Here is a 14,179-nt window from a genome sequence, read left to right as displayed (position 1 = left end):
ACAAGCACTTACCAAATAGTAAGTACTTGTTTGTTTGAACGTCATGTTTAGACTAGAGCTTCTACAAAATAGATATACCCAAATAGTTAATCAACGCCTTTTGGCAAGGAAGTTCCTAACATGAAACTCTACTTTACTCCAGGTGCCTGTTCTCTCGCACCACACATCGTTCTAGAAGAGCTGGGCCTATCTCATGAACTTGATCAAGTTGATCTCAAAGCCAAGAAAACGCAATCAGGCGCCGACTTTTTAGCTTTAAACGCAAAAGGTTACGTTCCTGCACTGCAATTGGACAACGGCCATCTACTGACTGAAGGCTTAGTGATTTCTCAATACCTTGCAGACCTAAAACCAGAAGCAGGTTTGATTCCAGCTGCGGGTGAAGAACGCTACCAACTACAAAGTGTGATGGTGTTCATCTCGACTGAATTACACAAACCTATGGGTTCTATGTTCAATCCAGCCCAATCAGCCGATGCACGTCAAGCAGCAGAAGCGACTCTAACTAAACGTCTTGGTTGGATCGTAGAACAACTTGGTGACAACGATTACCTATTTGCTAACCAGTTCTCGATTGCCGATGCTTACCTATTTACCGTGCTTAACTGGGCAAATATCGTTAAATTCGACTTAACACCATGGCCAACACTTGCTGCATTCTCAGCACGCGTAGCACAGCGCCCAGCAGTTCAAGCCGCTCTGAAAGCAGAAGGTTTAATCTAAGCTTTAGCGCCCAAAAGACTGATTTGGTCATTACCATTGAATAAAAAGCTGAGCAGGCGACTGTTCAGCTTTTTTGTTTATCACCAAGCATCGAATACCTTCTCAAACCTCAGCAAGTCACTGCCACTTCGCCTTTCCAGCCCCTCATCTTCAACCTAAATTGGTGCGATTTTGTCCCAATAGATTTCATCCGCACAAGTTTTTCTTGAATGTTCTCGCAAGAGAAATATACTGTACATATATACAGGTATTTTATTATGTATGAATTGATAGAACAGCTCAAAAACAAACATTGGCTCTGGCAAGGTTCGGAGACGAAAACAACATCCGATTACCAAACGACAGGTTATCCAGAACTGGATACACACTTATGCGGTGGTTTTCCTACCCATGGTGTGGTTGAAATTCAAAGTCCTATTGGTATCGGTGAATTTCGGCTGCTGCTGCCTTATTTACAGCAACACAATGAACGTCTCACGGTATTGATTAATCCGCCAGGAAACGTTCATAGTGAAGCGCTCCAACATGCCGGCCTGATGCTTAGCCAAGTGCTAGTGCTGACTCCACGCAGTGCTAAAGAAGCCCTGTGGGCTGCAGAGCAGTGTTTGAAAAGTGGTGCCTGTAGCCAAGTGTTATTGTGGCAAGAAGAACTCGAAGTGCATCAAGCGAGGCGTCTACAAGTAGCCAGTGAGACGGGCGAAAGTTTGCATTTTCTCTTTCGTCCACAGCAACAACATCTGTTTTCTCTACCAGTTACGCTGAGCCTACAATTGGCAGCAAACAGTGACGGTATTCAAGTCACTATTGCCAAACGGCGTGGTGGCTGGTCGAGTGAACCATTTGTGGTGAATTTTCGTCAGCGCTGGAGCAGTTTAACCAAGCCACTGACCTCACCAGTTGTGGTTCCGTTTCCGATACAAAAGCAAGGATAACGTATGCAAACTTGGTTGTATCTGCATTTTCCATCGCTGCAATTGGATACCATTTTTACGGAAGATGAACGCCCTTTAATATTGGTTAAAGGGCGCGATCACCACATCGTTCAAGCAAGTTCAGCGGCCATCGAAGAAGGGATTCAATTAGGCATGGGACTTGATGCGGCCGCTTCGCTCTGCTCACAATTACAAGTACAGCCATATGAACCAAAGCAAGAAGCCGCCATGCTTGAGCACTTGGCACAATGGCTCTACCTCGTCACCTCGGACATTGTGTTATTTCCTCCGCAAGGGTTACTGCTCAAAGTTACCGATATGCTGACTCTCTATTCGGGTTTAGAAAACTATTGGAAGGCAGTGCAACAACATCTTGCTAATTACCCAACGCATCATCCGCTTCGTTATGGCTATGCGACGGGGTTTTCACCACTGAGCGCCATGCTCCTGGCTAAACAAGCGGAAAACATTCTGACCTTAGATGGAGAAACATTACGCGCACGCTTACTCACCTACCCACTTTCAGCAACTGAACTTAGCCTACAACATCAAGAGAAACTAAGCCGTGTAGGGATTCGCTTAGTAAGCGATCTGATTGCTCTGCCGATGCAAGAGATTGCGCGACGCTTTGATATCGACTTGGTTAACTATGTGGGACGGTTACTTGGGCAATTTCATCATCCCTTACCGTTTTATCATCCAAAAGAGCAATTTCATGGTCACCTTGACCTGCTCTATGAGATCACCAATATCCAATGGTTAGAAAAGCCATTAACACAACTGCTGCAACAGCTGGAGATGTTTTTGCGCCTACGTAACCAAGTGGCTTATGAGTTAGCGCTCACCTTAATTCAACGGGATAAAAAGCAAGAGACACTCACCTTTACCTCTGCCCAAGGTGATTACCACACTGATCGCTGGCTTACGCTATGCCGTTTAACGATGGAGTCGATAAAATTGGAGCACCCTGTGATGGCCTTAACTCTTAAAGTTGTTCGTTCTGCTATTGCCTCTTGCGAAGCTCGTGACCTATTTCAAGGCAATAAAGGGCGGCAAAGCTCATTAGAATTGATAGGGTTGTTGCAAGCCAAACTCGGGACAGAACATGTATTTCGTCCGGCTCGCAGTGATGATCCTCGCCCAGAAAAAGCGACAAGCTACGTTGATCCAATTGTCACACCACCAGCAACACATCGACAAGCGCAACTGCGCCCGACATGGCTTTATCCGACGCCGGAAGCGCTCATTGAACAGGTCACCTTAATCCATGGGCCTGAACGGATCGCCACAGGCTGGTGGGATGGTGAAGCGATCATCCGCGACTATTTTATTGCTCAATCGGCGCAAGGGCGCTGGTTATGGGTTTTTCGCACGCCAGAGCAGCAGTGGTTTATCCATGGGCTATTTAGCTAATTTCCAACCCGTTAACGTTAAGAGCTACAAACAGTAGCCTTCACCTCTTTCAAAGGAGTCCCCATGGCGTACGCAGAGCTGTTTTGTCAGAGCAATTTCTCCTTTTTAACTGGCGCATCTCATGCAGAAGAGTTGGCTTTGCAGGCTGATTTCTTACGTTATCACTCCATCGCCATTACCGATGAGTGCTCTATAGCAGGCGTGGTACGTGCTTATACCGCAATAAAACAGCATCAGTTAGCGATACGCTTAATTGTCGGCAGTCTCTTCTGGCTCAATAATGAATGCCAAGTCGTACTACTTTGCCCCACTCGTCAAGCCTATGCTGAACTCTGTCGTATCATCACCAATGCCCGACGGCGCAGCGAAAAGGGCCATTATCAGCTTTCTGAGTGGGACCTGATGTCAGTAAAACACTGCTTTATTTTGTGGGTGCCGCAAAATAAAGGCCAAGACTTACATTGGGGACAGTGGCTTCAACAATACCATACGGGGAGACTCTGGATCGCGGTCCAGCGTCATCTCAATGCAGATGAACATCAGTATTTGGATCATTGTCGCCAGCTCGCAAGCCAGCTTACTCTGCCGATTACCGCATGCGGCGGCGTATTAATGCACAATGCCACTCGCCTCCCATTACAGCACATTCTTACCGCGATTAAAGAAGGACAACCTGTACAACAGGTTCAATCACACCTACTCACCAATACAGAACGAGCGTTACGTAGCCAAACTAAATTGGAGAAACTCTTTCCTAATCAATGGTTAGCTGAGAGTATCCACATTGCTGAGCAATGCCAATTCACCTTAGACTCATTGCGTTATGAATACCCAAGTGAATTGGTGCCATCAGGAGAAACAGCAATAGGCTATTTACGCCATTTGGTTGAACAAGGTAAACAGCTGCGTTTCCCTACGGGTGTTCCGGCTGAAATTGAACAAATCATCGCCAAAGAGCTGGATTTAATTGAAGAGCTAGATTATCCATTTTACTTTCTCACGATTCACGACATGGTGATGTTTGCCAAGCGTCAGGCCATTCTCTATCAAGGTCGAGGCTCTGCCGCCAACTCGGTGGTCTGTTACTGCTTAGAGATCACCTCCGTCGACCCTCGCCAAATTTCCGTGTTGTTTGAACGTTTTATTAGTAAAGAACGTAATGAACCGCCAGATATTGATGTGGATTTTGAGCACGAACGTCGTGAAGAGGTCATTCAATATCTCTACCAAAAATATGGTCGTGAACGAGCAGCCATTGCCGCTACAGTCATCTCATATCGCTTCAAAAGTGCGGTACGTGATGTGGGGAAAGCTCTAGGAATTGAAGAGTCTCAGTTGGAGTTTTTTATTAAAAACGTCAATCGGCGTGATAAAGACCAAGGCTGGCAAGCACAAGTGGTTGAACTAGGGCTTGCTGCTGGTTCATTAAAAGGCGAGCAATTTATTACCTTGGTTAATGAAATTATGGGCTTTCCGCGTCATTTATCCCAACACGTGGGCGGATTTGTTATCTCCTCTGGTCCGCTTTATGAGCTGGTAGCCATTGAAAATGCCGCCATGCCAGAGCGCACCATCATTCAGTGGGACAAAGATGACATCGAAAGTTTAGGGCTACTAAAAGTCGATGTGCTTGCCCTTGGCATGCTCACGGCAATCCGCAAATGTTTTGATCTGATTGCCAAGCATCATCAACGGCAGTTATCGATTGCCGACATTACGCGTATGCAAGATGACCCGAATGTTTACGGCATGATTCAACGCGCCGATACGGTTGGGGTCTTTCAAATTGAGTCACGCGCACAAATGGGGATGCTGCCCCGTTTGAAGCCTCGCTGCTATTACGATTTGGTGATTCAAATTGCGATTGTCCGTCCTGGCCCCATTCAGGGCGACATGGTGCACCCATTTCTCAAACGTCGCGATGGCTTAGAACCCATAACTTACCCTTCATCCGCAGTGAAACAAGTGCTAGAACGGACGATGGGCGTTCCGATTTTCCAAGAGCAGGTCATTAAGTTAGCCATGGTGGCCGCTGGATTTACCGGCGGAGAAGCTGATCAACTACGCCGAGCAATGGCATCGTGGAAAAAAAATGGTCAACTTGCCAAATTCAAAGACAAACTGATCGATGGCATGGAAAGTCGTGGCTACAGTCATCACTTTGCCCAAACCTTATATGATCAAATTTGCGGCTTTGGCGAATATGGCTTTCCTGAAAGCCACTCGGCCTCTTTTGCCGTATTGGCTTACTGTTCCGCTTGGCTGAAATACTATTATCCTGCGGAGTTTTACACAGCGTTGCTCAATAGCTTACCGATGGGGTTTTACTCACCATCTCAGCTAATTCAAGATGCTAAACGCCATGGAATCCGTGTCGAGTCTGTATGCGTTAATGCTTCCGAATATGATTACACCGTGATCACCGCACAAGATGCTCAGGGCATTCGCGTCGGGCTGCGCCAAGTAAAAGGACTCAGTACCCAAGGAGCATTTACCCTATTAGGTGACCGCCCTGAACAGGGCTTTTGCCATATTAACCAAATCAAACAAATAGGACTTAATCGCAAAGATATCGAAGCCTTGGCATCTGCAAACGCCATGGCACAACTTGCCAATAATCGTTATGCCACGCGATGGGAATTAATGGATAGCGTCAGTGACTTACCGCTGTTTCGTGACTTGCAAGAGCCAGCAGTAGCCCACTATGCGACCCCGAGTAGGGCGGACAATTTAATTGAGGATTATGCCGCGCTTGGATTATCGCTAGAGCATCACCCAATCACACTACTCGAGAGCGCAGGCGCGTTAGGTCATTTTGTCCGGCAACGAGATTTGGCGTTGCAAACTCATCGCTCACTAGTGACGGTTGTGGGTGTTGTCACCGGACGCCAATCGCCAGGAACAGCAGGTGGCGTCACCTTTTTTACCCTCGAAGACGACACGGGCAACATCAATGTCGTGGTATGGCGCGCTACCGCTCGCGCGCAAAAACAACCTTACCTCAACGCCAAGATTTTGATGGTGAAGGGTATTTTGGAAAAAGAAGGTGAGGTTTGTCATGTCATTGCGGGGCGTTTGATTGATATGACGTCACAGCTCGGGAGCTTGCAAGCTAAATCACGCGACTTTCACTAACGTCATTCATACATTAGATGGACTGCTTGCATCCCACTAAAACAGTGAAGGCGCCTTTATGGCGCCTTCACATGGAAATAACGTAACTATTAGAGCAGCTCACGTAATCTATCTTGCGCAATTTGCACTAACATATCAGGCTGGAATTTCGAGATAAAGCGGTTACAACCTACCTTTTCCACCATCGCTTCGTTAAAACTACCACTCAAAGAAGTGTTAAGAGCGATATGCAAATCTTTCATTCTTGGGTCTTGGCGAACTTCAAAAGTGAGTCGATAACCATCCATTTCAGGCATTTCTGCATCGGTGATCATCATTAATAACTCTTCATTAATGTTCTTACCTTGATCGCACCAGCCTTTCAATAAATTCAACGCTTCTAAACCATCACGACACTCAATAATGTTTAGACCAAGCTGTGATAATGTGCCTTTGACCTGATTACGTGCCGTAGTTGAGTCATCAACAATCAATACACGACGACCATCCATTTCCGACATCAAATCTTTATCCAGAACTTCTTCAGAAATGGACACATCATAATCAATGATTTCTGCCAACACTTTTTCTACGTCAATAATTTCAACGATATGAGAACGGTCTGTCTCTTTTACTTGAGTAATCGCTGTGAGGTAGTTTGACCGACCAGACGTTTTCGGTGGTGGCTGGATATCTGTCCAAGTCGTGTTAATAATGTTACGTACCTGCCCAACCAAAAAACCTTGGGTCGAACGGTTATATTCTGTAATGATTAAATTCTGCTCTGGATTTTCAAGACGGCTTTCTGGAAAGCCAATCGCCTTGCGCAAATCAATCACTGGCACAGGCTCGCCTCGTAAAGAAGCCACTCCCGTAATATGCGCATGAGAGCCCGGCATTTTGGTCAACACAGGCACTTTGATCACCTCTTTGACCTTAAATACGTTGATAGCAAAAATCTGACTGCTATTGAGACTAAACAGCAATAGCTCAAGCCGGTTTTCACCCACAAGGTTGGTGCGTGCATCGACCGTATTTAAAACACCTGACATAGAGATTCCCGAAAATAAACAAACTTACATAACATTATAGCCAGTTAATTAGAATGTAAACTCACCGATTGATGAAAATATCGGTAACGTTAAAAAACGCGACCAAGCTTAACCTTCCAAAACTTTCATTAAGAGTAAACCATCGTAGAGAGCTTGCTTAATTAATGCCGCTCCTGGCATGGTCGCCTGCTTATAGAAACGAGATTCAACCAATTGCAAATCATGCTGATAAACCGGATAGCTTTGCTCTTGAATACAGCGCAACAAAGCAGGATAAAGCACATTTTTTGCTTGATTCATCACACCGCCAATCAAAATTTTGTCTGGGTTAAACACGTTAATCATGATCGCAATCGCAGAACCAAGATAGTGGCCTAATTTTTCAATCACATCGATAGCCAATGCATCACCTTGAGCGGCAGCGACACAGATATCTTCAATAGAAAGCTCTTCTTCATCTTTGCTACTTAGTATCGACGCTTCACCATCATGTAGACGAGAAGCGACTTCCGTGCGCAATGCTTCCGCACTAGCCACGGTGGCCAAACAACCATTGTTACCGCAATCACAACGCAAGCCATGAGGAGCTACCTGAATATGACTTAAATCGCCAATGCTTCCATGACGGCCCTGCAATATTCGACCATCAACAATAATACCCGCTTCAACACCATGATGAATGGAGATGAGAATAGAATTATCGACATCTTTGGAATGACCAAACAAACGCTCAGCCAAGGCCCATGCTCGCGTATCGTTGGCCACAAACACAGGCAAACCTGTGGCACGAAATATCTCTTCCCCTAACGGCAAGTTATGCACGTGGTAATGTGGCATTTCTAAAACAATGCCTTTTTCAGAATTCACTAAGCCAGGCAAAGTAATTGCAATACTGGTGACGCGATCTACCATTGCTGAATAGGTTTGGAAGAAATCTTTAATTTCAAAGAGTAGCCTCGCCAACAGATCGTCTTGATCTGTTTCATGGATATCGATTTTATTATCGATCAGCACTTCGCCACCAAGCTCATGCAGAGCAAGCGTCAGATAACCGCGCCCTAAACGCATCGACAAAAACTGCCAACCTTCATTATTGGTTTGTAAACCAATGGCAGGACGTCCACGAGAAATAGCTTCTTGGACCGTTGTTTCATGCACCAAATGAGCATCTATTAGCTCACGGGTGATCTTAGTGATACTTGCGGGTGCAAGTTCACTCTCTTTCGACAAATCGATACGAGAAATCGGACCTTTTTGGTCGATGAGTTTATATACACGGCCAGCATTGACCTGTTTGATATGATCAATATGGCCTGGTTGAGCCATGTACATGACGCACTCCAGAAAGAAACAACTACCCAATTTTTTTACTTTGCGAAGTAATTGTGAAGCGATTTGATGGCTACCCGTGACCCTCATCACGTATATATCGAGAAGTTTGCGCCTTAAGTCAAATAGTTAGGCATCTACTTACCTCGCATACACAAAAAGATCGATTTAATTCGCGCTTAGAATTATACCTTTCGCACTGGTAAATTCTTCAATCACTTCCAAACTCTTGATAGTGAGTCACTTTTAGCAGGCATTTCGCCCCCTGTCCTCTCAGGAGTATTTTATGACCAAAGTACAAAGAAGAACCAAAATAGTCACCACATTAGGACCATCAACCGACAAAGATGGCGTTTTGGAAGCTATTATTCGCGCAGGTGCCAATGTCGTCCGCATGAATTTTTCCCATGGCACCGCGGAAGACCATAAGTTACGAGCGCAAAAAGTCCGGGAAATTGCCGCCTCCATGGGCAGAACAGTTGCCATACTCGGTGACTTACAAGGCCCCAAAATTCGTGTATCCACGTTTAAAGAAGGAAAGATTCTACTCAACGAAGGTGACCGTTTTGTGCTTGATGCCGAATTAGCTCCGGGAGAAGGTGACCAAGAAGCCGTTGGTATCGACTACAAAGCATTACCACAAGATGTGCAACGCGACGATATTTTGCTACTTGATGATGGACGAGTCCAATTACATGTAATGTCTGTAGAAGGTTCAAAAGTTCATACACAAGTTCTGATTGGCGGTCCTCTTTCAAATAACAAGGGCATTAACAAAAAAGGCGGTGGCCTCTCTGCCGATGCACTGACAGAAAAAGACAAACGGGATATTCTACTGGCGGCTGAAATAAAAGTGGATTATCTCGCAGTTTCTTTCCCTCGCAATGGCGAAGACATGAAATACGCGCGTCGTCTTGCTCGTGATGCAGGGCTTACCACTCGCATGGTAGCCAAAGTCGAACGGGCTGAAACCGTCGCAACCGACGCCAACATGGATGATATCATCATGGCATCCGACGTTATCATGGTGGCGCGTGGCGACCTTGGGGTGGAGATTGGTGACCCTGAATTAATCGCTGTGCAGAAAAAATTGATAAAACGAGCTCAGGCATTAAACCGTGTGGTCATCACTGCAACTCAGATGATGGAAACAATGATCACCAATCCAATGCCGACTCGAGCTGAAGTCATGGACGTGGCTAACGCTGTATTGGACGGAACAGACGCCGTAATGCTGTCTGGAGAAACGGCGGCAGGTAAGTACCCGGTAGAAACGGTTAAAGCCATGGCAGATGTCTGCGTTGGTGCTGAAAAAATGATCGAATCTAAGGATCAGAATTATCGCATTGCAGGCTCTTTTGCGACAGAAGAAGAAGCTATTGCGATGTCGACTATCTATGCTGCCAACCATCTAGACGGTGTACAAGCAATGGTCATCTTTACTGAGTCAGGTCGTACTGCTTTAATGACATCGCGTCTAAACACCCACTTCCCTATTTTTGCCTTATCCAAAAACGACATTGCACTCAATCGCTGTTCCCTCTATCGCGGTGTGACGCCATTCTACTTTGATAGTAAAGGCCTTGATGGACATGATGTAGCGCAAGCCGCATTAGAGGCACTAAAGAACCAAAAACTATTAGAATTTGGTGACTTAGTGATCATCACTCAAGGCGACATTATGGATGTGGAAGGCTCAACTAACACCTTACGCATTTTGCCTGTGTTGTAATCATCAGTAGAATAAAAACAGCTCTCAAGGGTTCACTTGAGAGCTGCGAAACCGTATAAAAATATACCCAAGTAACCTCAAGATGCGGTTTCAGCGAGAATGTATTCGCTCATAGGCAAGGCACCGATTTGAATACATAGTTATTCTACGTAGAAAATCGGTAACGCAGCATAGGAGCGAATACAACTCGCCCCTTGGGAGCTCATCAACAAGCCCATTTCTGCGCCCAATGACGTTGAAAGGGAATAACCATTCCTTCCGTCATTGAGCTTGACCTGTGCTCGTTGATGAAGCTCTGAAGTCTGCATCTTGAGGTCATTTGGGTATATTATGCAGTAGGGTTATCTGCTGAATTATCGTGATCAATACCGAGCTGATCATAAATGGTTCTACGCGACCATAGTTTAACCGCTCTTTCATAACTGTCGATAAATCGAAAACCCGCTTTAAGTCCTAACTCGTAGTCGTATTGCAAATCCTCTTGACGACTCATTAACGAACCAGAACGCAACGGTTCTTCAGGGGTAATTTGGACAATAAACGTATCATCTGGAGGAGAGGTAATAAATTCTTGTGTCAACGCATAAGTCTGGTAATGCACCATCAGCATGTCTGCTAACCCAGAATCAAATTTATCGCCGAGGAGATGACTCAAGCGGTAAATATCATCAGCCCCAAACAACCAACGCCCACCATTCATAATTTCTAATGCTCGTTTTTGCTCGGCGCGAATACGCTGCTGTGCCAAAAAACTGCCCCAGTCCTGCTTCCACTGCTCTAATTTGTTCTGCCAATGCAGTTGAATATGGTTTAGTGAATCACGAAACCAAGTCACCTTCTGCTGATGCATATCCAACTCAAGGTGCTCCTCCATCCCCTGAGCAATGCACTCTGTACGAACAATAGCAATGAACCGTGCACCACGTCGCCACGCTTCCTGCACCGGAATAGCAGCAGATACACCACCATCAACAAAAGATTGATTACCAACAGTAACAGTGCCCTGATAAAGGCCAGGAATAGCACATGTCGCGGTAAGGACCTCTCGCCAATCTTTTTGCAACATCGGCAAATAATGATCGGCTAGCGAAGGTATCGCGGTTACGGCGGCAAACGCTTTTTTTTGCGATCCCAACGTTCGTCGTCCCATATCGACATCAAGCTTGTAAGGAAAATCTAAGATTTTATCCAGAGCCCAATCCAAATTAAGATACTGCTTACGGCGGATATAGCTAAAAAGATGAAAGAAAGAAGGGTTAGTGGTTAACTCCATAATGAAAGAGCGGCTTAAACCATGCTGACGACAAATAAAAGGGCACAGGTTTAACGCTCCAGCAGAGGTGCCAAAATAGTCATTAAAAGGGTCAAAATTAGACAAAATAAAAGCATCGAAAACCCCAGCAGTAAAAATACCTCTCTGCCCCCCACCTTGGGCGACTAACGCATTTTTACCACCGAGAAATTTCGATAATTGCAGCTCATCAACCTGTGTGTTGATTTCGGATACCGTTCCACTATTTCGCTCCATTAGCAGAACAACCTATTCCAACATGCCAAATTACGAAGCAATGGCAACACAACCAAAACCAATAAAAACAGCAAAGCAAATGGCGGTAATGATCAAAGAAGCTTTTAGTTCGAAGTTCATACACATCTCCTTAAGTTAATCGGCATCAGCCTAAATTATGAGCATAGCCGAAATTCCCCCTCATTACATATCGTTAGCGTCACACAATTGAACCGTGTTAGAACAGATTGATCACGTTTCTTCAACGCAAGAACAATCACTCTCAAATCACTTTATGCTATACCCAAGTAACATAAGTTAAGCAACCCGAAGTCAAAAGTGGTGTGATACTCTACATTGTGATTAAAAATCAGTCGTTGGCACTAAAAATTAAATCAGGCTCATCATTTATATATTGCTAATTTGTTAGTGAATTCCACTGGGTAAATAGCAAATCATTATAATTTCACACTAATTATTCATATCTAATTAAATGAATAAGCCACAAAGATGCACCAAGATCACATTTACATTCTATTGCCATGCCCAGAAGAAAATTGTAGTCTCAAATTTAACGCGTAGCTGAATATATCAGATTTCGCAAACACACATCATTTTTATTAGCATAATATTCTGAGTTCTCGTTATCCAACAACACTTATAACTAACATTTTGCTAGTTCATGGAAGATACAAATAGAGATTTCGTAACATACTAGATGCTCTGTTTATTATATGTCCCGAAATCAACAGCACGGGTAACGAGAAGCTTCATAACTCGGAGTGGTAAGGAGTAGACTATGAAGCGCGAACAATGGGGATCTCGAGTCGGTTTTATCTTAGCCGCAGTAGGATCAGCAATTGGTTTAGGAAACATTTGGCGTTTTCCATATATGGCATATGAGAATGGCGGCGGTGCCTTTTTCATTCCTTATTTATTTGCCATGATCACCGCAGGTATCCCATTTATGATCCTTGAGTTCAGTATGGGACAGCGTCACCGCGGCAGCGCACCAAAAACCTTAAAAGCCATTAGCCAAAAATTTGAATGGTTAGGTTGGTTCCAAGTGGGCATTGCAGCCATCATTGCCGTTTATTATGTTGCTGTAATCGGTTGGGCTATTTCTTACTTTGGGATGTCGTTCACCCAAAGCTGGGGAACAGATACTAACGCTTATTTCTTCTCGAACTACCTACACTTAGGGGATAACTCACCAACCAACCTTGGTTCAATCCAATGGGGTATTGCCTTTGCAATGCTGATCGCATGGGGCGTAACTTACGCTGCGATTGCTGGTGGCGTTAAAGCAGGTATCGAACGTGCATCCAAAATCATGATGCCAGTTCTATTTGTAATGGTTATTGCGTTAATCGCTCGCGTCATCATGCTGCCTGGCGCTATTGAAGGTGTGAACTACATGTTCCAACCTGACTTTAGCAAAATTTGGGACGTAAAAGTTTGGGCTGCAGCCTATGGCCAAATCTTCTTCACCCTAAGTATCGGCTTCTCGATCATGCTGGCGTACTCGAGTTACCTCCCTGAGAAATCAGACATCACTAACAACGCTTTCATGACAGTGCTGATCAACTGTGGCTTCTCTATCCTAGCAGGTATCATGATTTTCTCCGTACTAGGTTACATGTCTGCTACACAAGATAAGCCAATTACCGACGTTGTTTCTGCAGGTGTAGGCCTAGCATTTGTGACGATTCCTGCGGCGATTAACCTATTGCCAATGCCATACATCCTAGGGCCAATCTTCTTCTTTGCCCTTGTTGTGGCAGGCTTCAGCTCACATATTTCATTGATGGAAGCAGTTACCTCAGCAATTATTGACAAAATGCACTGGAGTCGTCGTAAAGCAGCGACGATCGTGTGTGGTATTGGTCTTGTTGTTTCAATGGCTTATGCGACAAACGGCGGTTTATTACTGCTCGACTTAGTCGACCACTTTGCTAACAACATCGGCATTATCGCAAGCTGCTTAGTTGAGCTACTTCTAATGACTTGGTTAATGAACGTCAAAGAGTCTCGCGAATACGTGAACAACCAGTCTGATTTCAAAGTAGGTTTTTGGTTTGACGTGTGCCTGCGCTTCATTTCACCAGCAATCCTTGCCGTTATCATCGTAACCGAACTAAACACTCTGTTTACGACCGGCTACGGCGGCTATGACCTGACATTAGGCTGGATCATGATTGCAGCACTATTTGTGATTGGCATTGCCATCAACGTATCAAGCAAAAATAACAACCGTACAGGAGCAGAAGCATGACAACAGGTGCCATCATTATGATGATCGTCGGTGTATGCATTACTTGGGGCGGTGCTGCTCTTTGTATTCGCAAAGCAATGGCTAACAGCTAATTGCTACCAC

12 protein-coding genes are annotated in these 14,179 nt (G+C 44.9%); 7 read left to right on the top strand and 5 right to left on the bottom strand.

Going from position 1 to position 14,179, the window contains the following annotated elements; all coding sequences use genetic code 11:
* Window positions 1-120: 120 nt before the first annotated feature.
* The 4 genes from gstA to JCM16456_RS04690 all read left to right on the top strand — a co-directional run bounded on the left by gstA (window position 121) and on the right by JCM16456_RS04690 (window position 6,203).
* Window positions 121-723, top strand: coding sequence for a glutathione transferase GstA (gene gstA, locus JCM16456_RS04705; protein ID WP_068712828.1), 603 nt, complete (start codon window positions 121-123; stop codon window positions 721-723).
* A gap of 257 nt (window positions 724-980) precedes the next feature.
* Window positions 981-1,655 carry a translesion DNA synthesis-associated protein ImuA gene (imuA, locus tag JCM16456_RS04700; protein WP_068712826.1) on the top strand — a complete coding sequence of 225 codons (675 nt, stop codon included), beginning with the start codon at window positions 981-983 and terminating at the stop codon, window positions 1,653-1,655.
* A gap of 3 nt (window positions 1,656-1,658) precedes the next feature.
* Window positions 1,659-3,068 (top strand): Y-family DNA polymerase, encoded by a 1,410-nt coding sequence (locus tag JCM16456_RS04695; protein WP_068712824.1) that lies wholly within the window; start codon window positions 1,659-1,661, stop codon window positions 3,066-3,068.
* A 63-nt stretch (window positions 3,069-3,131) separates the two neighbouring features.
* Window positions 3,132-6,203 carry an error-prone DNA polymerase gene (locus tag JCM16456_RS04690; RefSeq protein ID WP_068712822.1) on the top strand — a complete coding sequence of 1,024 codons (3,072 nt, stop codon included), beginning with the start codon at window positions 3,132-3,134 and terminating at the stop codon, window positions 6,201-6,203.
* 89 nt (window positions 6,204-6,292) lie between these two features.
* Here JCM16456_RS04690 and JCM16456_RS04685 read toward each other — a convergent pair whose 3' ends face one another.
* Window positions 6,293-7,234: a chemotaxis protein CheV gene (locus JCM16456_RS04685; protein ID WP_068712820.1), complete on the bottom strand. Its 942-nt coding sequence runs from the start codon at window positions 7,232-7,234 to the stop codon at window positions 6,293-6,295.
* A 108-nt stretch (window positions 7,235-7,342) separates the two neighbouring features.
* Window positions 7,343-8,566, bottom strand: a complete 1,224-nt coding sequence (mlc, locus tag JCM16456_RS04680) for a sugar metabolism global transcriptional regulator Mlc (protein ID WP_068712818.1) — start codon at window positions 8,564-8,566, stop codon at window positions 7,343-7,345.
* Between the two features lie 283 nt (window positions 8,567-8,849).
* On the opposite strand from mlc, the gene pyk reads away from it, so the two are divergent.
* Entirely contained in the window at window positions 8,850-10,295 is a 1,446-nt protein-coding gene (gene pyk, locus JCM16456_RS04675; protein ID WP_068712817.1) for a pyruvate kinase, read from the top strand.
* Between the two features lie 140 nt (window positions 10,296-10,435).
* On the opposite strand, the gene JCM16456_RS23560 is transcribed toward pyk, so the two are convergent.
* The 3 genes from JCM16456_RS23560 to cydH are packed head-to-tail and all read right to left on the bottom strand — an operon-like array spanning window position 10,436 to window position 11,943.
* The gene (locus tag JCM16456_RS23560; protein ID WP_156430444.1) at window positions 10,436-10,603 is read right to left on the bottom strand and encodes a hypothetical protein; all 168 of its coding nucleotides are present in this window, start codon (window positions 10,601-10,603) and stop codon (window positions 10,436-10,438) included.
* Window positions 10,604-10,623: 20 nt separating this feature from the next.
* Entirely contained in the window at window positions 10,624-11,823 is a 1,200-nt protein-coding gene (locus tag JCM16456_RS04670) for a patatin-like phospholipase family protein (RefSeq protein ID WP_068712815.1), read from the bottom strand.
* Between the two features lie 30 nt (window positions 11,824-11,853).
* Window positions 11,854-11,943, bottom strand: a complete 90-nt coding sequence (cydH, locus tag JCM16456_RS23555; RefSeq protein WP_156430443.1) for a cytochrome bd-I oxidase subunit CydH — start codon at window positions 11,941-11,943, stop codon at window positions 11,854-11,856.
* Between the two features lie 658 nt (window positions 11,944-12,601).
* Between cydH and JCM16456_RS04665 the strand changes: the two genes are divergently transcribed.
* Both JCM16456_RS04665 and JCM16456_RS23550 read left to right on the top strand, forming a co-directional pair.
* On the top strand, window positions 12,602-14,077 hold the full coding sequence (locus JCM16456_RS04665) for a sodium-dependent transporter (protein WP_068712814.1): 1,476 nt from the start codon (window positions 12,602-12,604) through the stop codon (window positions 14,075-14,077).
* A complete protein-coding gene (locus tag JCM16456_RS23550) occupies window positions 14,074-14,169 on the top strand; it encodes a MetS family NSS transporter small subunit (RefSeq protein WP_156430442.1) in 96 nt (31 codons plus the stop codon). The genes JCM16456_RS04665 and JCM16456_RS23550 overlap by 4 nt, the downstream gene beginning before the upstream one ends.
* The last annotated feature ends 10 nt before the right edge of the window (window positions 14,170-14,179 follow it).

This window comes from Vibrio tritonius (genome assembly GCF_001547935.1).
Classification (GTDB): domain Bacteria; phylum Pseudomonadota; class Gammaproteobacteria; order Enterobacterales; family Vibrionaceae; genus Vibrio; species Vibrio tritonius.
Note: the sequence above shows the minus strand (reverse complement) of the source record. Positions and strands in the feature narration are given on the sequence as shown.

Excerpts from the sequence above, each read along its gene's own strand:
- gstA (WP_068712828.1), top strand. The coding sequence starts at position 121 with ATGAAACTCTACTTTACTCCAGGTGCCTGTTCTCTCGCACCACACATC.
- imuA (WP_068712826.1), top strand. The coding sequence starts at position 981 with ATGTATGAATTGATAGAACAGCTCAAAAACAAACATTGGCTCTGGCAA.
- JCM16456_RS04695 (WP_068712824.1), top strand. The coding sequence starts at position 1,659 with ATGCAAACTTGGTTGTATCTGCATTTTCCATCGCTGCAATTGGATACC.
- JCM16456_RS04690 (WP_068712822.1), top strand. The coding sequence starts at position 3,132 with ATGGCGTACGCAGAGCTGTTTTGTCAGAGCAATTTCTCCTTTTTAACT.
- JCM16456_RS04685 (WP_068712820.1), bottom strand. The coding sequence starts at position 7,234 with ATGTCAGGTGTTTTAAATACGGTCGATGCACGCACCAACCTTGTGGGT.
- mlc (WP_068712818.1), bottom strand. The coding sequence starts at position 8,566 with ATGTACATGGCTCAACCAGGCCATATTGATCATATCAAACAGGTCAAT.
- pyk (WP_068712817.1), top strand. The coding sequence starts at position 8,850 with ATGACCAAAGTACAAAGAAGAACCAAAATAGTCACCACATTAGGACCA.
- JCM16456_RS23560 (WP_156430444.1), bottom strand. The coding sequence starts at position 10,603 with ATGCAGACTTCAGAGCTTCATCAACGAGCACAGGTCAAGCTCAATGAC.
- JCM16456_RS04670 (WP_068712815.1), bottom strand. The coding sequence starts at position 11,823 with ATGGAGCGAAATAGTGGAACGGTATCCGAAATCAACACACAGGTTGAT.
- cydH (WP_156430443.1), bottom strand. The coding sequence starts at position 11,943 with ATGAACTTCGAACTAAAAGCTTCTTTGATCATTACCGCCATTTGCTTT.
- JCM16456_RS04665 (WP_068712814.1), top strand. The coding sequence starts at position 12,602 with ATGAAGCGCGAACAATGGGGATCTCGAGTCGGTTTTATCTTAGCCGCA.
- JCM16456_RS23550 (WP_156430442.1), top strand. The coding sequence starts at position 14,074 with ATGACAACAGGTGCCATCATTATGATGATCGTCGGTGTATGCATTACT.